16 protein-coding genes and 3 tRNA genes are annotated in these 19,143 nt (G+C 63.0%); 8 read left to right on the forward strand and 11 right to left on the reverse strand.

Going from position 1 to position 19,143, the window contains the following annotated elements; all coding sequences use genetic code 11:
• The first annotated feature begins 126 nt into the window (after positions 1-126).
• Positions 127-603: an Lrp/AsnC family transcriptional regulator gene (locus OKC41_RS14865; RefSeq protein ID WP_010672894.1), complete on the forward strand. Its 477-nt coding sequence runs from the start codon at positions 127-129 to the stop codon at positions 601-603.
• 136 nt (positions 604-739) lie between these two features.
• On the opposite strand, the gene OKC41_RS14870 is transcribed toward OKC41_RS14865, so the two are convergent.
• The 3 genes from OKC41_RS14870 to OKC41_RS14880 form a co-directional block, all read right to left on the reverse strand.
• Positions 740-1,057 carry a hypothetical protein gene (locus OKC41_RS14870; protein ID WP_270672126.1) on the reverse strand — a complete coding sequence of 106 codons (318 nt, stop codon included), beginning with the start codon at positions 1,055-1,057 and terminating at the stop codon, positions 740-742.
• Positions 1,058-1,205: 148 nt separating this feature from the next.
• Complete coding sequence (locus OKC41_RS14875; RefSeq protein WP_029313696.1) at positions 1,206-1,436, reverse strand: hypothetical protein; 231 nt, start codon at positions 1,434-1,436, stop codon at positions 1,206-1,208.
• A 35-nt stretch (positions 1,437-1,471) separates the two neighbouring features.
• Positions 1,472-1,897, reverse strand: coding sequence for a MarR family winged helix-turn-helix transcriptional regulator (locus OKC41_RS14880; protein WP_029313694.1), 426 nt, complete (start codon positions 1,895-1,897; stop codon positions 1,472-1,474).
• 175 nt (positions 1,898-2,072) lie between these two features.
• On the opposite strand from OKC41_RS14880, the gene OKC41_RS14885 reads away from it, so the two are divergent.
• The 4 genes from OKC41_RS14885 (at position 2,073) to OKC41_RS14900 (ending at position 6,018) form a co-directional block, all read left to right on the forward strand.
• Positions 2,073-3,077 (forward strand): NADP-dependent oxidoreductase, encoded by a 1,005-nt coding sequence (locus tag OKC41_RS14885; RefSeq protein WP_139739635.1) that lies wholly within the window; start codon positions 2,073-2,075, stop codon positions 3,075-3,077.
• A 178-nt stretch (positions 3,078-3,255) separates the two neighbouring features.
• Positions 3,256-3,696: an NUDIX hydrolase gene (locus OKC41_RS14890; RefSeq protein WP_201872652.1), complete on the forward strand. Its 441-nt coding sequence runs from the start codon at positions 3,256-3,258 to the stop codon at positions 3,694-3,696.
• Positions 3,697-3,869: 173 nt separating this feature from the next.
• Positions 3,870-5,012 carry a chromate efflux transporter gene (chrA, locus tag OKC41_RS14895; protein ID WP_201895107.1) on the forward strand — a complete coding sequence of 381 codons (1,143 nt, stop codon included), beginning with the start codon at positions 3,870-3,872 and terminating at the stop codon, positions 5,010-5,012.
• Positions 5,013-5,148: 136 nt separating this feature from the next.
• Positions 5,149-6,018, forward strand: coding sequence for a GyrI-like domain-containing protein (locus tag OKC41_RS14900; protein ID WP_139739634.1), 870 nt, complete (start codon positions 5,149-5,151; stop codon positions 6,016-6,018).
• 70 nt (positions 6,019-6,088) lie between these two features.
• Here OKC41_RS14900 and msrB read toward each other — a convergent pair whose 3' ends face one another.
• The 4 genes from msrB to malQ all read right to left on the reverse strand — a co-directional run bounded on the left by msrB (position 6,089) and on the right by malQ (position 13,119).
• Positions 6,089-6,475 (reverse strand): peptide-methionine (R)-S-oxide reductase MsrB, encoded by a 387-nt coding sequence (gene msrB, locus OKC41_RS14905; RefSeq protein ID WP_010672886.1) that lies wholly within the window; start codon positions 6,473-6,475, stop codon positions 6,089-6,091.
• Positions 6,476-6,531: 56 nt separating this feature from the next.
• On the reverse strand, positions 6,532-8,670 hold the full coding sequence (gene glgX, locus OKC41_RS14910; RefSeq protein ID WP_039039388.1) for a glycogen debranching protein GlgX: 2,139 nt from the start codon (positions 8,668-8,670) through the stop codon (positions 6,532-6,534).
• Positions 8,670-10,847 (reverse strand): 1,4-alpha-glucan branching protein GlgB, encoded by a 2,178-nt coding sequence (gene glgB / locus OKC41_RS14915; RefSeq protein WP_201895106.1) that lies wholly within the window; start codon positions 10,845-10,847, stop codon positions 8,670-8,672. The genes glgX and glgB overlap by 1 nt, the downstream gene beginning before the upstream one ends.
• 82 nt (positions 10,848-10,929) lie before the next feature.
• Positions 10,930-13,119: a 4-alpha-glucanotransferase gene (gene malQ, locus OKC41_RS14920; RefSeq protein ID WP_042883055.1), complete on the reverse strand. Its 2,190-nt coding sequence runs from the start codon at positions 13,117-13,119 to the stop codon at positions 10,930-10,932.
• 346 nt (positions 13,120-13,465) lie between these two features.
• Here malQ and gap point away from each other — a divergent pair, with 346 nt between their 5' ends.
• Positions 13,466-14,461 (forward strand): type I glyceraldehyde-3-phosphate dehydrogenase, encoded by a 996-nt coding sequence (gene gap / locus OKC41_RS14925; protein ID WP_010672882.1) that lies wholly within the window; start codon positions 13,466-13,468, stop codon positions 14,459-14,461.
• A 105-nt stretch (positions 14,462-14,566) separates the two neighbouring features.
• The gene (locus OKC41_RS14930) at positions 14,567-15,427 is read left to right on the forward strand and encodes a D-hexose-6-phosphate mutarotase (protein WP_201895105.1); all 861 of its coding nucleotides are present in this window, start codon (positions 14,567-14,569) and stop codon (positions 15,425-15,427) included.
• Between the two features lie 70 nt (positions 15,428-15,497).
• Here OKC41_RS14930 and nadA read toward each other — a convergent pair whose 3' ends face one another.
• Positions 15,498-16,571, reverse strand: coding sequence for a quinolinate synthase NadA (gene nadA, locus OKC41_RS14935; RefSeq protein WP_201895104.1), 1,074 nt, complete (start codon positions 16,569-16,571; stop codon positions 15,498-15,500).
• 142 nt (positions 16,572-16,713) lie between these two features.
• Between nadA and OKC41_RS14940 the strand changes: the two genes are divergently transcribed.
• The gene (locus OKC41_RS14940) at positions 16,714-18,819 is read left to right on the forward strand and encodes a methyl-accepting chemotaxis protein (RefSeq protein WP_201895103.1); all 2,106 of its coding nucleotides are present in this window, start codon (positions 16,714-16,716) and stop codon (positions 18,817-18,819) included.
• Positions 18,820-18,866: 47 nt separating this feature from the next.
• Here OKC41_RS14940 and OKC41_RS14945 read toward each other — a convergent pair.
• The 3 genes from OKC41_RS14945 to OKC41_RS14955 all read right to left on the reverse strand — a co-directional run bounded on the left by OKC41_RS14945 (position 18,867) and on the right by OKC41_RS14955 (position 19,135).
• A tRNA-Val gene (locus OKC41_RS14945) sits at positions 18,867-18,942 on the reverse strand.
• 19 nt (positions 18,943-18,961) lie between these two features.
• Positions 18,962-19,037, reverse strand: a tRNA-Lys gene (locus tag OKC41_RS14950).
• A 22-nt stretch (positions 19,038-19,059) separates the two neighbouring features.
• Positions 19,060-19,135, reverse strand: a tRNA-Val gene (locus OKC41_RS14955).
• Positions 19,136-19,143 lie beyond the last annotated feature (8 nt).

Below are 19,143 nucleotides of genomic sequence, written 5' to 3' on the forward strand. Positions count from 1 at the left end.
TGTAACCATGGTACTCCCCGCGATGCGGTGAGTGGTTGTGAAGTAGCAGGTATTTTCAGTTGTTTTTGCAATAGTTCACCCTTAATCTAGGAAAAGTGGATTAGTAATTGCGAAGAGGTACGGAGAATGCTGAAACTTGATCGTATAGACAGGCATATTCTGGAGCTGATGCAGGAAAATGGCCGCATCAGCAACCTGGAGCTGGCCGAGCTGGTCGGGCTCTCCCCCTCCCCCTGCTCGCGCCGGGTCAAGGCGCTGGAGGATGCCGGTCTCATCGATACCCATGTCACCCTGCTCAATGCCCGCCAGCTGGGGCTGACCCTCACCGCCTACATTCACATCTCCATGGACAGACACACTCCGGAGCGGTTCGAGAACTTCGATCGCGCCGTCAAGGATCTGCCCGAGGTGCTGGAGTGCGACCTCATCACCGGCAACGATGCGGATTACCAGCTCAAGGTGGTGGTGCGGGATATGGAGCACTACCAGCACTTCCTGCTGGACAAGCTGACCCACATCTCCGGCGTGACCGGGGTGCGTTCGAGCTTCGTGCTGCGCCGCATCAAGCACAAGACCGCCCTGCCCCTCAACCACCTGGGCTGACAACCCACCCCGCATCCGGGGAGCACCAAAAGCAAGAGGAGGCCAGGGCCTCCTCTTCTTGTCTCTGCTATCAAGGGCATTCGCGGTCAACACAGCCCCGCGGGCGCCATCGCGCCGCCAGGTGGCGAACGCCTCGTCATGTCTCGACCTGGCTGACGTCCTGCACCTGCAGCAACCAGCCGTTCTGCCCCTGCAGGGGTTCGCCGCGCAGCCGCAGCCGCTCACCGGTCGACACCCACTGCCCTTTGGGCAGAGAGATTTCCAGGCTCTCGCTGCCGTTGTCGAACACCCAGCGATCGGCGCCCAACGACTCCATCAAGTACCCTTCCATCTCCACTCTGGACTCGGCCTGCCAGGAGGGGGAGGCGGTATCACGGCTCTCGATGAAATCCCCCTGCACACCAAAGCTGGCCAGCCCCCAGAGAATGGAGAGCCCGACGATGGATGATTGCATCTCTCTCTCCTGTTGGTTTGCTACCTTGAGGGCCAGTATGGGAAGAGAAAAATGAGTGCACCATGAACAAGGTGCCAAAGTGCTGGCAAGATCGCGAAAAAAACCGGCCCCATGGCCGGTCATGTCATTTTATGTCGTACAGGTCACACTACTTGGCCGCTTCTTCTGCCATCCGTGCAGCCCTTGGTTTATTTGTCCACATGGCCACCCCGCGGTGATCCGCACAGATCCCCTCGTCGGTGACCGCCCTCACCCGGACCCCGTCCTTGCAGATGGCCTGCCAGGCATCGGCATCGTCGATCTGCAGCTCGGAACGGGGATAGGAGGTATCGGCGCAGGCGCACAGCAGGATGGCAAACAGAGGAAGCAGGGATTGCATGGGTTTCATCGGGTCACTCCTGACGGGAAAAGGGATCAGCGCCCCAGCTGCGCCGCCACGCGATCGCAAAGCTGCTTGAGCTGGGCCAACTCAGCATCGGCCAGATCCACCTGGTTGCGCAAGCTGTCCGCCAGACAGCACTCCCTGACCTCCTGCTGCAACTGGCGTCCCGCCTCGGTCAGGCTGATGCACTTTTGCCGCTCATCCTCGTGGGAGACGGTGCGGGTCAGCCACCCCTTGCTCTCCAGCCGCTTGACGATGGGGGTCAGGGTGCCCGCATCCAGTCCGGTCTCCTGCCCTATCTCCTTGAGGCTGACCTCGTCCCGGGCCCAGAGCGAGAGCATCACCAGGTACTGGGTATAGGTGAGATCCAGCTTGTCCAGCAGCGGCCGATAGGCACGCATCACCGCATTGGAGGCGCTGTAGAGGGCAAAACAGACCTGCTTTTTCAATTCGCTCATGGAGGACCTCGCTGACGACAAGGGGGCAGTATACCCCATCAACTTCGGGGCTGAATAGTTTGCACACAAAACAGTTGCCAGCCCCCGCGTTCAGGACTACCCTGATTTTAGTTTGCACACAAACAAAAATACCAGGCCGCCGCCCGACGCGCGGCCCCACTGCCGGAGAATGCCCATGAATGCCATCAGCCATCAAATCCAACTGCTGCGTCGCCCTACCGGTCTCCCCACCCTGGAGGACTTCGCCCTCCGGGACGTGCCCCTGCCCGCCCTGCAGGAGGGAGAGGTGCAGGTCGCCAACCAGTGGCTGTCGGTGGACCCCTACATGCGCGGCCGCATGAGCGAGGCAAAAAGCTACGTTCCTCCCTTCCCCCTCAACGGTCCCCTCGACGGCGGCGCCATCGGCACGGTACAGGCATCGCGCCATCCCGATTTCAAGGTGGGGGACAAGGTGAGCAGCATGCTGGGCTGGCGGGATGCCTTCGTGGCAAACGCCGCCCAGCTCACCCGCCTGCCCGACACCACCCTGCCGCCCCAGCGCTTCCTCGGCGCCCTCGGCATGCCGGGCATGACCGCCTGGGCGGGCCTGCACAAGGTGGCACACCTGAAGGCTGGTGAAACCCTGCTGGTCTCGGCAGCCTCCGGGGCGGTCGGCACCATGGCGGTCCAGCTCGCCAAGCAGGCGGGGGCCAGGGTCATCGGCTCCACCGGCTCGGCCGACAAGGTCGCCTACCTCAAGACCCTGGGAGCCGATGCGGTGATCAATTACCGGGAGACCCCGGATCTCGACGCCGAGCTGGCCCGCCTCGCCCCCGAAGGCATCCACGTCTACTTCGAGAACGTGGGGGGCGCCATGCTGGATGCCGCCCTCAACCACCTGGTGGTGCACGGGCGCATCGTGCTGTGCGGCCTCATCGAGCAGTACAACAGCAACGGCCAGGCCAGCGGCCCGCGCAACCTCTCCCAGGTGATCCGCAAGCGCATCCTGATGCAGGGGCTGCTGGTCTCCGATCACTGGCAGCACTACGGGGCGTTCCTGGCCGAGGCCATGCCGGCCTTCGAAGCGGGCACCCTCCAGGCCGAGGAGACCGTCAGCGAGGGGCTGGCCAGCATGCCGCAAGCCTTTATCGGACTGTTCCAGGGCCACAATACCGGCAAGATGCTGGTCAGACTGCCCTGATCCGGGGGCATTTCCCATCTATTTAACAGATAGAATGTCGCCAGACCCATCCATTTAAGCGATGGAAAATCGGCATCCGATCGCCCTTGAACAGGCGGCTTGCGCAACGGGCCCATCCCCCCTAAGGTGGGCCCGTTTTCCCTGGCGCACCCCGCCGTCTCAGCAAGGAGCCTCCCCTATGTCTACCCCCTATCCCCGCGTCGGTGTCGGCGTCATTCTCACCAATGACCAGGGCCAGGTACTGCTTGGCAAGCGCAAGGGCAGCCATGCCCCCTACTGGTCCATCGCAGGCGGTCATCTGGAATTGGGGGAGACCTTCGAGTCGGCAGCCATCCGGGAGGTGGCGGAGGAGACCGGCTTCATCATCCGCCAGCCTCGCGTCATCGCCGTCACCAATAACCTGGAGACCTGGCGCGAGAGCGGCCTGCACTACATCTCGGTCACCCTGCTGGCAGAGGTGGACGGGGAGCCGCAACTGCTGGAGCCGGAAAAATGCGAGGGCTGGATCTGGTGCGACCCGCACACTCTGCCCGAGCCTCACTTCGATGCCAGTCGCCAGTCCATCGCCTGCTGGCTGGCGGGACAATGCTACCTGCCCCAGGCACAACCTGCCCCCTGACCCTCACCGGCAGGCTGCCGCGCGTCACCCCGGTACCTCTCGTCAGCTGGCGGAGGCGACCAGCCACCCCGCCAGCCCCTGTTGATGGCAGGCTGCGCGGGAGGGCGTACCGTCACCAAACTGTCACTTTTTTGTCATATTATCCGGGCCAGGATGATGACGAGGAGGGGAAGATGGGACAGGTGTTCATGCAGTTCTTGTGGCTGGGATGCATCAGTGTTGGCGGGCCGGCCGCCCATATCGGCTATTTTCAGCGCACCTTTGTCCAGCGGCTGGGCTGGCTGAACCAGGGGGAGTTCGCCCAGTTGCTGGCCCTGTGCCAACTGCTGCCGGGTCCGGCCTCCAGCCAGCTCGGCTTTGCCATCGGCCGCCACCGCGCCGGCATCGGCGGCGCCCTGGCCGCCTTCGTCGGCTTTACCCTCCCCTCCTTCCTGCTGTTGCTGGCGGCCGCCGTCGGTCTGGGTCAGCTTGCGGGCAACCTCTGGCTGGACGCCGCCCTGCACGGCCTCAAGCTGCTGGCGCTCGTCGTGGTGGCGGATGCCGTGCTCACCATGAGCCGCCAGTTCTGCAAGACCGCGCTGCAACAGGGAGTCATGGTAGCCACCGCCGCCGCCCTCTGGTGCGCCCCCGGTCTTCTGACCCAGGTCGCCATGCTGCTCGGCGCGGCCCTGCTCTGTGCCTTGTGCGAGCCCCGCCCGGGGAGTCAGCCCCCCGCATCCACTCCTGCTCGCCAGCCTCACTGGCCGACCCTGCTGCTGTTCGCCCTGCTGTTCGTCGGCCTGCCCCTGGTGGCGAGCGGCCCCGTCAGCCAGTTGCTGGCCGACTTTTACCGGGCAGGCAGCCTGGTGTTTGGCGGTGGCCACGTGGTGCTGCCCCTGTTGCAGGAGAGCCTGGGTCACCACCTGAGCGAGCAGCAGTTCCTGACCGGCTACGGCCTGGCCCAGCTGGTACCCGGCCCCATGTTCACCCTGGCCACCTACCTGGGCGCCATGCTGCTGCCCGCCACTCCCCTCATCGGGGCGCTGCTGGCGACCCTGGCGCTCTTCCTGCCGGGTTTCTTGCTGCTCTGGGCGCTGGGCCCCTGCTGGCAGCACTGGCTGGCCCGCCCCCGTCTGGCGGGGGCCGTGGCCGGCATCAACGCCGCCGTGGTGGGGCTGCTGCTGGCGGCCCTCTATCAGCCGGTGTGGCAGAGCGCCGTGCTCTCCCCCACCGATCTGGCGCTGGCCGCCGTCGGCTTCTACCTGCTGCGAGTGCCACGGCTCCCCGTGCTGCCCCTCGCCGCCCTGCTGACGGGGGCAGCCCTGTTGCTGGCCTGACGAACCCGCGACAAGTCAGGCAGCGCCCGCCGGGCTGGCGGTCATGGCTCTTCTCCCGAGGGGAGGCAAAGAGAGCAAGATCCGTCAGGACAGCTCGGGCCCGTTGGCCGATAGTGGGCAGCACAGAGGAGAGACCATGGATCACAACCAGACAGAGGCCTACCGCCGACGCTTTCAAACGGTGACAGAGCACATCGAGCGCCATCTCGACGACGACCTGTCGCTGGAGCGGCTCAGCGCCGTGGCGCACTTTTCGCCCTTTCACTTTCATCGGCAATTTGCCGCTTACTGCGGCGTGCCGCTGGGGCGTTACATCCAGCTGCTGCGGCTGAAGCGGGCCTCTTACCGGTTGGCATTCGCTCCTCTGGACAAGGTGACTGATATCGCCCTCGATGCCGGCTTCCAGCATGGCGAATCTTTCAGTCGCGCCTTCAAGCAGACGTTCGGCCTGACGCCCAGCCAGTTCAGGCAGCACCCGGACTGGGCCAGCTGGCATCGCTGCCTGCCTCGGCCCCCCACAAAGAGGATTGACCCCATGCGAGTCGACATCATCCAGTTCCCGCAGACCGCCGTCGCCGCCCTGACCCATCAGGGCCTGCCCGAGCGCATCAACGACACCGCGGCGCGCTTCATCCAGTGGCGCAAGGCCACGGGCGGCTCCCCGGTCGCCACCAGCCGGACCTATGGCCTGGCGCCGGACGACCCCGCCACGACGGAGGGTGCGGCGTTTCGCTTTACCCTCTGTGGCAGCGTCGAGTCCCCCGTCGCCGAGGACAATGAGTGGGGCGTGAAGAATGCCCTCATCCCGGCCGGGCGCTGCGCCGTGGTACGCCACCACGGCTCCCACGACCTCCTGGCCGACTGCGCCCGGGCGCTCTACCGCGACTGGCTGCCCGCCAGCGGCGAAGAGCTGCGGGATTTTCCGCTCTTCTTCCACTACCACAACTTTGTACACGAGGTGCCCACCCATGAGCTGGTCACCGACATCTACCTGCCGCTGGCATAGCCCGGCACCTGACAGGGGGAGATAAAAAAGCGGCGCCTCCGAAGGGAGGCGCCGCTGGTCGTGTCGGGGATCAGGCGTCGGGCTCGAAATCCAGGCTCAGGCTGTTGACGCAGTAGCGCTGGCCGGTCTCGGTCGGCCCGTCGGGGAAGACGTGGCCGAGGTGGGAGCCGCACTGGCTGCAGGTGATCTCCACCCGCTTCATGCCGTGGCTGTTGTCCTCGGTGTAGGTCACCGTCCCCTCGATGGCCCGGTCGAACGAGGGCCAGCCGCAGCCCGCGTCGAACTTGGCGCCTGAGTGGAACAGCACCTGCTTGCAGCAGACGCAGTGGTAATCGCCGCTCTTGCGGTTGTGCAGCAGGGCACCGCTGTAGGGACGCTCGGTCCCTTTCTCCCAGCAGACGTGGAACTGCTCTGCACTCAGCTTGTCGCGCCACTGTTCAGGGTTGTTACTGCTCATTCCGGCTCCTCACCACTGATAACGGTGCCCAGCATACCCAGTCAGGGCGCCTGGCTCTACCCCGCCAGCGGGAACTGTGATCCCGTTGGCAACACGGCGACAACATCCGCTGCCACCACCCCTTCACTCGCCAGCACCGCCGCCGGCAGGGCGACCCGCTCCAGCAGCTTGAGGGAGTGGGCACGCCCCACCGCCACCTGCCGCTTGATGTCGTCCGGCAGGAAGGGCAGGCCGTCGTTGGTGGCGGTGTCGATGGTCTGGATCCACTCCATTCCCTCCCCCGGCGGCGGCAGGCGGAACTGGATGTCATAGTCGCTGGCGTTGAACAGCACGTACCAGCGCTCCCCGGTGCAGCCGATCATGCCGATGTCCATGGCAAACGCCTGCCCCATGGGGGCGTGCCAGTCCTGATCGGTGAGCTGATGGCCGTCCGGGTGATACCAGTTCACCTGGTGGCAGCTGGTCGCCTTGCCGTTCCAGCCGTCGTCGCTCAGTTGCAGGTTGGAGAAGACCCCGGACTCCGCCCGCAGCGCCATCATCTGGCGGGTGAAGGCAAGCAGCCGCTCGTCCTCCGGGCGCAGTTGCCAGTTCACCCAGCTTATCTGGTTGTCCTGACAGTAGGCGTTGTTGTTGCCGAGCTGGCTGCGGCCCATCTCGTCCCCGGCGAGGAAGTGGGGCGTCCCCTGTGACAGCAGCAGGGTGGCGATGAGGTTGCGCTTCTGCTGCTGGCGCAGGTTGTTGATGCGCGGGTCCAGGGTCGGCCCCTCCACCCCGTGGTTGCTGGAGAGGTTGTTGCCGTGGCCGTCCCGGTTGTCCTCGCCGTTGGCCTGGTTGTGGCGCTGGTTGTAGGAGACCAGGTCCTCGAGGGTGAAGCCGTCGTGATAGCAGAGGTAGTTGACGCTGGTGTGGGGGGAGCGCCAGTTCTTCGGGAAGAGATCCCGCGAGCCCACCAGACGGGTGGCAAAATCCCCCATCTTGCCCGCATCCCCGCGCCAGAAGGCGCGCACCGTGTCGCGGTAACGATCGTTGATCTCCAGCCACTGGCTCGGAAACTGGCCGAGACGATAGCCGAAGGGGCCGATGTCCCAGGGTTCGGCGATGAGCCTGACCCGCGCCAGCACGGGATCCGCCATCATGGCCTTGAAGAAGGCGCTCATGGGATCGAACTCCCCCGCTTCCCGCGCCAGGGTGACCGCCAGATCGAAGCGAAAACCGTCCACCTGCATCTCGGTGACCCAGTAGCGCAGGGCATCGAGCACCAGTCGCAAGGTATTGGGGTGATCCAGATTGACGCTGTTGCCGCAGCCGGTGACGTTGGCGTGGCGATGGTAATCCGGACCGTGGGCCCCCGACTCGAAGGCGTAGTAGCCCGCGTTGTCAAACCCCTTGAGGGAGAGCATGGGGCCGTCGAAGCCCGACTCCGCGGTGTGGTTGTAGACCACGTCCAGGATCACCTCGAGCCCCGCCCGGTGCAGCTCGCGCACCATGGTCTTGAACTCGGTCACCGCATCCTTCGCCCCGTAGCGCGGTTCGGGCGCGAAGAAGGCGATGGGGTTGTAGCCCCAGTAGTTGGTCAGCCCCAGCTGCTCGAGCCTGGGCTCGGACATGAAGGCCGCCACCGGCATCAGCTGGACCGAGGTCACCCCCAGCCCCTGCAGATGCTCGATCATCAGCGGGTGGCTGATGCCCAGATAGGTGCCCTGCAGCGCCTTGGGGATGCCGGGGTGCTGGCGGGTGAACCCCTTGACGTGGGTCTCGTAGAGCACGACCCGCTCCGGCGGGATGCCGGGCTTGCCGACCCCCTGCCAGTCGAAGGCATCGTCCACCACCACCGACTTGCCCACCATGGCCGCGCTGTCCCCCTCGTAGAGGGCATCGTCCCAGTGGGTCGATCGACTGAGGGCCCGGGCATAGGGGTCGATCAGCAGCTTGTCCGGGTCGAACAGCAACCCCTCCTGGGGAGAGCCATGCACCCGGTAGCCATAGCGCTGACCGGCCTTGACCCCGCGCACGTGGCCGAACCAGTACTGGCCGCGCCGACCGGGCAAGGGGAGACGCGCCAGCTCCTGCTCCTCGTCGTCGAACAGGCAGAGTTCCACCTTGTCCGATTGGGGAGCCCAGACACAGAAGTGGCAGCCCGTCTCGTCCAGACGGGCGCCAAGCGGGTGATCTACCCCGTTTTCCATTTCAAACATCAGGACTCCTGTTTGATGAACAAGGTCGCGAGCGGCGGCAAGTCCAGCACCAGGCTGTGTGCCATCCCCTGCCAGGGGGTCGCCTCGGCGACGAAGACCAGACCCACATCATAGTTGCTGCCCCAGTAATGCTCGCTGTCGGTGTTGAGCACCACCCGATAGCGACCGGCAGCTGGCACCCCGAGACGGTAACCGATGCGCGGCACCGGGGTGAAGTTGCAGGCCACCACCAGCGGATGGGCCCCCAGCTTGTCGGCCCGCAGCCAGGCGAAGATGCTGTTGTCGGCATCGTTGTGATCCAGCCAACGGAAACCGGCCTGTTCATAATCCCCCTGATACAAGGCAGGTTCATGACGATAGAGGTGGTTGAGATCCCGGATCAGCCGCTGCTGGCCGCCGTGCCTGGGGTACTGCAACAGGTGCCAGGGCAGCTGGGCATCGTGATTCCACTCGTTGCTCTGGGCGATCTCGGTGCCCATGAAGTTGAGCTTCTTGCCGGGGTGGGCATACATGAAGCCCATGTAGGCGCGCAGGTTGGCGGCCTGCTGCCACTCGTCCCCCGGCATCTTGTAGAGCAGGGAGTGCTTGCCGTGGACCACCTCGTCGTGGGAGAGGGACAGAATGAAGTTCTCGTCATAGTGGTACACCATGGAGAAGGTCATGTCGTTGTGGTGGTAGCGACGGTGAATGGGCTCTTTTTGCATGTAGCTGAGGGTGTCGTGCATCCAGCCCATATTCCACTTGAAGCCAAACCCCAGGCCGCCAAGGAAGGTGGGACGGGAGACCCCGGCAAAGGCGGTGGACTCCTCGGCAATGGTCATGGCGTGGGGGTACTTGCCGTACACCTCCTCGTTGGTCCACTTCAAGAGGCTGATCGCCTCGTAGTTGTGGTTGCCGCCATCGACGTTGGGCACCCACTCACCGGCGTTGCGGGAGTAATCCAGATAGAGCATGGAGGCGACCGCATCCACCCGCAGGCCGTCGATGTGGAACTTGTCGAGCCAGAACAGGGCGCTGGCCACCAGGAACTGGCGCACGGTGTCGCGACCGAAGTCATAGATGTAGGAGTTCCAGTCCGGGTGCCAGCCACGGCGCGGATCTTCGTACTCGTAGAGCGGCGTGCCGTCGAAGCGGGCCAGGCCGTGGGCATCGGACGGGAAGTGGGCGGGCACCCAATCCAGAATCACGCCGATCCCCGCCTGGTGGCACTGATCCACGAAGTATTTGAAATCGTCGGCCGTGCCGTAGCGACTGGTGGGGGAGAACATGCCCACCGGCTGGTAGCCCCAGGAGCCGCTGAAGGGGTGCTCGGAGACTGGCAGCAGCTCGATGTGGGTGTACTCCATCTCCTTGATGTAATCCACCAGTTCCACCGCCAGCTCGCGCCAGCTCAGGCTGTCGCCGTTGGAGTGACGCTTCCAGGAGCCCACGTGCAGCTCGTAGATGGAGAGGGGTTGCTCGCGCTTGTCATTGAGCTGACTCTCGCGCCAGGCGGCGTCCTGCCACTGGTACTGGCCGTGGTCATAGACCACGGAAGCGAACGAGGGGTACTGCTCGCAGTAGAAGCCCACCGGGTCGCTCTTGTGGGGCAGGCGATTGCCCGCCGGGTCTTTCAGTTCGAACTTGTAGCGATCCCCGGCCTTGAGCCCCGGCACGAACAGCACCCAGTGGCCGCACTGGCTGCGCTGCATGGGGTGACGGCGGCCATCCCAGAAGTTGAAATCGCCGATGAGGCTCACCGCCGTGGCGCTCGGCGCGTAGACGGCAAAGCGTACCCCTTTCACCTGCTGGCCGAGGTGCGTCACGGTGCGCAACTGGGCGCCGAGGGTGTGGTAGAGGTTTTCCGGTTGCCAGGTGAGTTCCGCCAGCCCTTCCCAGGCGGCAGCCTGGAACTGATAGGGATCGATGATGTCGGCACTGGCGTCGGCGTAGGTCGCGATGAGCTGGTAGGGGAAGGGATTCTTGCGGCGGGTGAAAACAGTTTCAAAGAGGCCCGCTTCGTCAGCGGCGGTCAGGGTGGCAACTATCTTGCCTGACTTGAGATCCCTGACCCGGACCTCGAGTGCATCGGGCAACCAGGCGGTGAGTTTCAGGCCTGGCCCATCCGGATTGGCCAGCAGGCCTAGATGGGAGAAGGGATCGGCACAGCGGGCGGCAACCAAACGTTCAACGGGCATCGACATTTCCTTTGATGGCTGAACATCCGCTTCGGCCGAAGCCGAAGCGGATGAAAGTGAGTCACATGTTGGCGTTCAAGGCTCAACGGCTGGCCTCGTCACGGGCCCGGCTCATCTTGCCCGCCAGATTCTTGAGCGCCTCGTCGGCGAAGATATCCTCCAGATCCCGGGAGAGCTTGCGACGCCAGTTGGGGTACTCGTAGCTGGTACCCGGCACGTTGACCGGCTTGTCCATCTCCAGCCAGTCTTCGAGCTGGGTGCTGAACAGGGCACAGCTGCCGCGGGACATGTGCAGTTGCAGACCGTGGTTGAGCTCGGTATTCATGCCGACCCAGTTCACGTCTTGACTGATATTGCCAGAGATGACCCCATGAGCATGCAGGCTGTCAAGGATCCGCTGCTTGGCCTGGTGGCGATCAGCATACAGGGTCTTGAGTACGTCTTCATCCGGGTACAGGCCCAGTTCGCGTCCCAGCGCCAGATCGTCGCAGTGCCAGAAGCCTTTGAGGGTCGGCATGTCGTGGGTGGTCAGGGCGGACATCGCCTGCTCGGCGTAGTGCGCCGGGGAGATGAAGCCACCATCGTCCTTGGAGCGCTCGAAGAAGAACACCTTGTAGGAGTGGACGCCGTTCTCTTTCAGGGTCACGTCGATCCCCTCCGGCACGGTCCCCAGATCCTCGCCGATCAGCAAGCACTGGTTGCGATGAGACTCGAGGGCCAGGATCCCCAGCAGATCGTTCACCGGATAATAGATGTAGGCCCCCTTGGCGGCCGACTCTCCGGGCGGCACCCACCACAGGCGCAGCAAGGCCATCACGTGGTCGATGCGCAGGGCGCCGCAGGAGCGCATGTTGGCGCGGAACAGATCCACCATGGGCTGGTAGGCGGCCTCGAACAGCTGGTTCGGGTTCATGGGGGGCAGGCCCCAGTTCTGGCCGAGGGGGCCGAGAATGTCGGGCGGTGCACCGACCGAGGCTTTCGGGCAGTAGAGATCCCGGTTTGCCCAGATCTCGGTGGAGCCTTCAGAGACGCCGACCGCCAGATCCCGGTAGATCCCCATCACCATGCCGGCGGCCTTGGCGCGAGCATCGGCCCGGGCCAGCTGCTCGTCAGCCAGGAACTGCAGATAGAGGTAGAAGGCCACATCCTGCTGGTGCTCGGCCATCCAGGCCGCCACTTCGGGGTTGTGGTAATCGCGCAGCGCCTCGGGCCAGACCGGCCAGCCCCAGGCATTCTCGCCCTTGGCATAGAAGTGGGCCTGCAGGGCGTCAAACGCTGCCTGCTGTTGCAGGCTGTCACCGCCGGCAGCCACGAAGGCATCGAACGCAGCTTGACGCTCGGCGCTGAAGCTGGCCTGGTCGAACACCTGGCGCAGCATCCCGATCTTGGTCTGGATGACGCCGGTGTAATCCACATTGTCCTTGACCCGCAGGGAGGTGAGGTGCTGCTGGAAGGCCGGGCTCGCCACTTCCGCTTTCAGGCGATCGTTGCCCAGGAATTCGGGCACCGCTTCCACATCGATATAGGCGACGTTGAGCCAGCGACGGGAAGAAGGGCTGTAGGGGCTGGCACTCTCCGGGTTCGCCGGATAGAGGGCATGAATGGGGTTGAGACCGACGAAGTGGGCTCCCCAGGCGGCGGCATTCTCAACCAGCTGGCCGAGATCGCTGAAATCGCCGATGCCCCAGTTGTGGCGGCTGCGCAGGCAGTAGAGCTGGACGCTCGGGCCCCACACCTTGCGACCATTGGCGATGGGCGCCTGCTTGTAGCAGGACTTGGGGGCAACGATGAGACGCATGGTGGCCAGCGGCTCGTCATTGCCCTCTTCCAGCAGGATGAGCTGGTGATAACCCAGCGCAGGCTGCACATCCAGGGTGACGCGATAGGCCTGACACTCCATCTCCTCGAACTCGGCCACCCCGACCAGCTCACCCTCGATGGGAGTGAGTTGACCGGACAGCACTGCACCCTGCTCCTGCTGGAGCTGCCAGGTGAGGGCATCGTTGACGAATTCGATGGGGAGGCGAACCTCAAGAGTAACGGCGTCGCCGCTGCGTACCACCATCACGGGATCCAGCGCGCGCAGCCAGTGCTGGCGGTGCTCCTGCTCAAGCTGTTCGGACAGGGCGGCCTCGTCATCGACGCGGTAGCCCATGGCGCCCAGCATGGCGGCCTTGCTCTCTTCCGATACCAGGGCCGGCTGGCCCCAGGCATCAACATACTCACTGGCAATGCCTTTGGCGGCAGCCAGCTGTTCAATCAGGGTGGTCATAGTTTGAGAATTCCCGCTGTGGATTCTGTCTACGCTATTTTGTGATTAATTTTTATGGTTGGTACTTGAACAGTGGCTCTTTGGCCATGCTAAACCGCGCACATTTTTACATATCTCCCCGGCTGGATGTGTGACCGGGCAGGCACTATTGTTGTTCTCTGCCACCGACTTTGCTGATGATGCATTCAACAAAAGTTGGTAGCCAGTTACATAAACCGAAAATAAATTTCACAGTTTTTCATGATATAGCGCAATTTCGCGCAGATTGTTGGTTGACTCGCGAGGGAGTTCTAGTAAATTTACAAACGGAATTTTCTTTGACTACTGAACAGTTAGGTAACCAATTATGACTATCAAAGTAGGTATTAACGGTTTTGGCCGTATCGGTCGTTTCGTTTTCCGTCTGGCCGCTGAGCGTGCTGACATCGAAGTGGTTGGTATCAACGACCTGATCGACGTTGACTACATGGCTTACATGCTGAAGTACGACTCCACTCACGGTCGCTTCAAGGGCACTGTTGAAGTCAAAGACGGCAACCTGATCGTCAACGGCAAAACCGTACGTGTTACCGCTGAACGTGACCCGGCCAACCTGAAATGGGGCGAAATCGGTGTTGACGTTGTTGCCGAAGCAACCGGTCTGTTCCTGACCGACGAAACCGCTCGCAAGCACATCGCTGCCGGTGCCAAGAAAGTCGTACTGACCGGTCCGTCCAAAGACGCTACCCCGATGTTCGTCATGGGCGTTAACCAGGATTCCTACGCTGGCCAGGACATCGTTTCCAACGCTTCCTGCACCACCAACTGCCTGGCCCCCATTGCCAAGGTTCTGAACGATACCTTCGGTATCGAATCCGGCCTGATGACCACCGTTCACGCTACCACTGCTACCCAGAAGACCGTTGATGGTCCGTCTGCCAAAGACTGGCGCGGTGGCCGCGGTGCGGCTCAGAACATCATCCCGTCCTCTACCGGTGCTGCCAAGGCTGTTGGCGTGGTCATCCCGGAACTGAACGGCAAGCTGACCGGCATGGCCTTCCGCGTTCCGACTCCGGACGTGTCCGTTGTTGACCTGACCGTCAACCTGAAGAAAGAAGCGTCCTACGCTGAAATCTGCCAGGCCATGAAGGCTGCCTCCGAAGGCGCCATGAAGGGCGTGCTGGGCTACACCGAAGACGAAGTGGTTTCCACCGACTTCCTGGGTGAGCGTCAGACTTCCGTGTTCGATGCCAAGGCTGGTATCCAGCTGAACAAGACCTTCGTGAAAGTCGTCTCCTGGTACGACAACGAAATGGGCTACTCCAGCAAGGTTCTGGACCTGATCGCTCACATCTCCAAGTAATTTGGGATGCGCAATCGCGTAGCTTGAAAAAAGGCGGCCAATGGCCGCCTTTTTGTATTCTGAATCACGGACCCTTTCTGAATGTCCCCGAGCACTGGAGCCTTTATGACACCGACACGTACGCTGACTGCCCACTGCACCCTGAGCCAGGATGGCCTGCCCCTGCTGACCATAGACAATGAGCACGCCAGGGCCGAGATAAGCCTGTTTGGCGCCCATGTGCTGCGTTACCAACGCCATGGTGAGCCGGCCTCTCTCTGGCTCAGCGACAAGGCGATACTGGATGGCAGCAAGCCCATTCGCGGCGGCATTCCCCTCTGCTGGCCCTGGTTCGGCCCCTCCCCCGCTCGCGTTGGCAGCGGCAAGCCGGCTCATGGCTTCGCACGCAACTGCCTGTGGACGCTGGATGGGGTCTCCGATCACGGGGATGGCACACTCGTCCACCTCTCCCTGCGTGACAACGATGCCAACAGGACACTCTGGCCCCATGCCTTCGAGCTGGAGCTGGACGTACTGGTCGGCAAGGAGCTTTCCCTGGTGCTGACCACCCGCAACACCGGCAAGTCAGCGCTCACCTACAATGCCGCCCTGCACACCTACCTGCAGATCAGTGCGCCGGAAGCGGTAACCGTGACCGGCCTCGGCGAACCCTATCTGGACAAGCTGACCGGCCGAAACGAACTGCAACAGGGAGCGCTGACCGTCACCGCAGCCATGGATCGCATCTACCGCCAGCCCGATGCCATGGTCAGCGTGCAGGATGGTGAGCGCACCACCCGGGTGGTCAACGGCAACCACGACAGCGTGGTGGTCTGGACCCCCTGGCAGGAAGGGGCCAGCGCCATGGCCGACATGAGTGACGACGGTTATTGCACCATGCTCTGTGTCGAGGCGGCCATCACCGCCGAGGACGGGATCACCGTCCCACCCGACGAGGAGCACAGCTTCTCCACCGTCATCATCTGACGATACCGCTGACGGATAAATAAAGAGGGCTCCCGCGGGAGCCCTCTTTGCATCTTGCCATCAGAGTCAGTCAGGCGTTGCCCTGGGTCTTGAGCTTGAGCTCGGCGGCGAAATCCAGCATGCGGTCGAGCGGGACAAGCGCTTTGAGACGCAGTGCCTCATCCACATGGATCTCGTGACGCTCGGCGCCGTCGGTGAGGGCTTCCTTGATGGCCACCAGGCCGTTCATCGCCATCCAGGGACAGTGGGCGCAGCTGCGGCAGGTGGCACCATCACCGCCGGTGGGCGCCTCCACCATCTCCTTCTCCGGGCAGGCCTGCTGCATCTTGTAGAAGATGCCGCGATCGGTCGCCACGATCAGTTTCTGCTGGGGCAGCTCTTTGGCGGCCTTGATGAGCTGGCTGGTAGAACCCACCGCATCCGCCAGCTCGATGACGGAGGCCGGGGACTCCGGGTGCACCAGCACGGCGGCATCCGGGTTCTGGGCCTTGAGCTCGCGCAGCGCCTTGGCCTTGAACTCGTCGTGCACGATGCAGTGACCCTGCCAGCGCAGCATCTCGGCCCCTGTCTTCTTCTCGATGTAGGCGCCGAGGTGTCTGTCCGGGCCCCAGATGATCTTGTGACCCTGACTGTCCAGATGTTCGACGATCTCCAGCGCAATACTGGAGGTGACCACCCAGTCGGCCCGTGCTTTCACCGCTGCCGAGGTATTGGCATAGACCACCACGATGTGATCGGGGTGGGCATCGCAGAAGGCGGAGAACTGGTCGATGGGACAACCCAGATCAAGCGAGCACTCGGCCTCCAGCGTCGGCATCAGCACACGCTTGTGGGGGCTCAGGATCTTGGAGGTCTCTCCCATGAAGCGCACACCGGCCACGATCAGGGTCTGGGCTGCATGGTCGCGACCGAAGCGGGCCATCTCCAGGGAGTCACCCACGAAGCCACCGGTGGCTTCTGCCAGGGCCTGGATCTCGGGATCCGTGTAGTAATGGGCAACCAGCACGGCCTGGCGCGCCTCGAGCAGCACCTTGATCTCGGCGATCAGGGCCGCCTTCTGCTCGGGAGTCAGGGGCTGTGGTTTGGCCGGGAAGGGGTAGTCCATCTCGACTACCGGCGGAATACTGCTCAGTGCATTGCTCATTGCGACTGTTCCATCAACGCTCGGGAAGGCCAAAATTATAACCAGAAGCCGTGCACAAACCCATCAACAAATCCAGTACAGTACAACTGTCAGGACCCGCTCCGACCATATCGTTGTCATTCTTGCCAAAAGGAGTTGTCGAATGAAACAACGTTCGCTCAAGACCAAGTTGTTGTTGCTCACGCTGGGACTTTTTCTCGCCAGTGGCGTCGCCATGACATGGATACAGTCCTCCTCGCTGAACGGCCTGCGCGATGACATCATGGCGCAGACCCGTGGCGCCCTGGAGCAGGAGGTTTCCCGTTCCCTGCAATTCCAGGCAGAGCGGTATGCCGTGCAGATCGAAGACCAGTTGCAGCAGGCCTATCAGATACCGCTCGGCATGGCGGCGCAGCTTGAAGGAAGCATGGCCCAGCCGGACCAGCGGCTGAGTCGCCCACAAGTGGAGCTGCTGCTTGGCAGCCGCCTGCGCCAGGCAAACGGGATCAGTTCCATCTACGCCCAGTTCGAACCCAACGGTTACGACGGACAGGACGCCGACTGGCAGACGGGCGCCAGCCATTCGGTTGCCGGCAAGGGCAGTCTCGAGGTCTACTTCACCCGGGAACAGAACGGAAACATCGCGCAGCAGACCATAGATGCCGCCACCAGTGACGCCAAGTTCGACACCTCGCGCAATGAATTCGGCATTCGCAACAGCGAGTGGTATCTCTGCGGTCGCGAGACTCGTCGCCCCTGCCTGATGGAACCTTACCTCTACGAGATAAGCCCTGGCCAGAAGATGCTGATGACCAGCCTGACGGTGCCCGTCCTCAAGGATGGCAAGTTTGCCGGGATCACTGGGGTCGACATGAACCTGCCCATCTTTCAGCAACTGGCCGAGCACCTTGGCAAGAGCCTCTATGACAACCAGGCCGAGGTCACCCTGGTCAGCAAGACGGGCTTCATCGTCGGCAGCAACCGCCATTCGGACAAACTGGGGCGCCCCCTGACAGAGGCCGGACTGGTTGCCCCGAATGGACGCCCCGCCGATACCGACAGCGATTTCATCCTGCAGCAGCCCATACGGATCGAGGCTGCCGACAACCAGTGGTGGCTGATGATCAAGGTGCCCAAGGCCCTCGCCCTCAGCCAGGCCAACACCATCAGCCAGCAGCTCGGCAGCCTGTTGCAGGCTACCCAGCAGCAGCAGCTGGTTGCCATCGTTGTCATCACCCTGGTGGCTCTGGGCCTGCTTGTCTGGTTCATCCAGACCATCACGGCGCCCCTCTCCCTCATCAGCCGCCACGTCTCCCACCTCGCCAGCAATGAAGGCGACCTGACCCAGCAGATGCGTATCGACACCCACCAGGAGCTCATCGAGCTGGGCAGGCATCTCAATGCCTTCCTCGGCAAGCTGAGGGCCATGGTGCAGGGCAGCAAGCAGATAGGGCAACAGGTGCATCAGCAGGCCAGGGGCATGAAACAGACGGCCGATGCCATGCGCAGCAGCCTGGATGATCAGAGCCTGGAGCTGGAGAGCGTGGTCAGCGCCATGCACGAGATGAGCACCACGGCAGTCAGCGTGGCGGGCTATGCGGAACAGGCGGCGCAGGAGTCGGAAGCGGCGACCCACCATGTCAGCACGGCCCAGCAGACATTGAGCAGAGCCCGCAGCGAGATCCATACCCTGGTCGAGGACATGCATCAGGCCGACAAGGCGGTCGCCCAGGTCGCCCAGCGCAGCACCAATATCAGCCACATCCTCGATGTGATCCGGGCCATTGCCGAACAGACCAACCTGCTGGCCCTCAACGCAGCCATCGAGGCGGCGCGGGCTGGCGACATGGGCAGGGGTTTTGCCGTCGTGGCGGACGAGGTGAGGGCGCTGGCCAACAAGACCCGCTCATCCACCGACGAGATAGGGCAGCTCATCGGCAGCCTGCAAACCGAGGTCACCAGCAGCCAGCAGTTGATGAGCACGGGGATCGCCCGCTCGGTGAGCACGGTTGAAGGTACGGAGCAGGCCTTCGAGGCACTCAATAAGGTGGTCACCCAGATCCAGCAGATCCATGATCACATCAGCCAGGTGGCGACCGCCGCCGAGCAGCAGAGTGCCGTGAGCGACACCATCAACCAGAACCTGATGCGCATCGGTGACGCCGCCACCACCCTGGGACAAGAGGCCAATGCCAGCCAGCGCCTGAGCGAGGCACTGGAACAGGCGGCCACCACCCTGGCAAGCGAGCTGGATCGACTGCGAACCTGATGGGAGACGGAAACGAAAAAGCCCGCATCGCTGCGGGCTTTTCAATATGGTGGTCGTTACTGGGCTCGAACCAGTGACCCCCTCCTTGTAAGGGAGGTGCTCTCCCAGCTGAGCTAAACGACCTGGGATATGACTGAAATGATGGTGGGTCGTGCTGGATTCGAACCAGCGACCAATTGATTAAAAGTCAACTGCTCTACCGACTGAGCTAACGACCCATCGAAATCATTTTTTAAAGCATGGTGGTCGTTACTGGGCTCGAACCAGTGACCCCCTCCTTGTAAGGGAGGTGCTCTCCCAGCTGAGCTAAACGACCTGGGATAT

Origin of the sequence: Aeromonas sp. QDB17, from assembly GCF_027705305.1 — a bacterium.
Taxonomy (GTDB): domain Bacteria; phylum Pseudomonadota; class Gammaproteobacteria; order Enterobacterales; family Aeromonadaceae; genus Aeromonas; species Aeromonas caviae.

What these genes read in the sequence shown, in the direction of transcription:
- OKC41_RS14875 (WP_029313696.1), bottom strand. Translation starts at nt 1,436, where the DNA reads ATGCAATCCCTGCTTCCTCTGTTTGCCATCCTGCTGTGCGCCTGCGCC.
- OKC41_RS14865 (WP_010672894.1), top strand. Translation starts at nt 127, where the DNA reads ATGCTGAAACTTGATCGTATAGACAGGCATATTCTGGAGCTGATGCAG.
- OKC41_RS14930 (WP_201895105.1), top strand. Translation starts at nt 14,567, where the DNA reads ATGACACCGACACGTACGCTGACTGCCCACTGCACCCTGAGCCAGGAT.
- OKC41_RS14885 (WP_139739635.1), top strand. Translation starts at nt 2,073, where the DNA reads ATGAATGCCATCAGCCATCAAATCCAACTGCTGCGTCGCCCTACCGGT.
- nadA (WP_201895104.1), bottom strand. Translation starts at nt 16,571, where the DNA reads ATGAGCAATGCACTGAGCAGTATTCCGCCGGTAGTCGAGATGGACTAC.
- OKC41_RS14900 (WP_139739634.1), top strand. Translation starts at nt 5,149, where the DNA reads ATGGATCACAACCAGACAGAGGCCTACCGCCGACGCTTTCAAACGGTG.
- OKC41_RS14870 (WP_270672126.1), bottom strand. Translation starts at nt 1,057, where the DNA reads ATGCAATCATCCATCGTCGGGCTCTCCATTCTCTGGGGGCTGGCCAGC.
- OKC41_RS14940 (WP_201895103.1), top strand. Translation starts at nt 16,714, where the DNA reads ATGAAACAACGTTCGCTCAAGACCAAGTTGTTGTTGCTCACGCTGGGA.
- malQ (WP_042883055.1), bottom strand. Translation starts at nt 13,119, where the DNA reads ATGACCACCCTGATTGAACAGCTGGCTGCCGCCAAAGGCATTGCCAGT.
- gap (WP_010672882.1), top strand. Translation starts at nt 13,466, where the DNA reads ATGACTATCAAAGTAGGTATTAACGGTTTTGGCCGTATCGGTCGTTTC.
- glgX (WP_039039388.1), bottom strand. Translation starts at nt 8,670, where the DNA reads ATGTTTGAAATGGAAAACGGGGTAGATCACCCGCTTGGCGCCCGTCTG.
- OKC41_RS14880 (WP_029313694.1), bottom strand. Translation starts at nt 1,897, where the DNA reads ATGAGCGAATTGAAAAAGCAGGTCTGTTTTGCCCTCTACAGCGCCTCC.
- chrA (WP_201895107.1), top strand. Translation starts at nt 3,870, where the DNA reads ATGGGACAGGTGTTCATGCAGTTCTTGTGGCTGGGATGCATCAGTGTT.
- glgB (WP_201895106.1), bottom strand. Translation starts at nt 10,847, where the DNA reads ATGCCCGTTGAACGTTTGGTTGCCGCCCGCTGTGCCGATCCCTTCTCC.
- OKC41_RS14890 (WP_201872652.1), top strand. Translation starts at nt 3,256, where the DNA reads ATGTCTACCCCCTATCCCCGCGTCGGTGTCGGCGTCATTCTCACCAAT.
- msrB (WP_010672886.1), bottom strand. Translation starts at nt 6,475, where the DNA reads ATGAGCAGTAACAACCCTGAACAGTGGCGCGACAAGCTGAGTGCAGAG.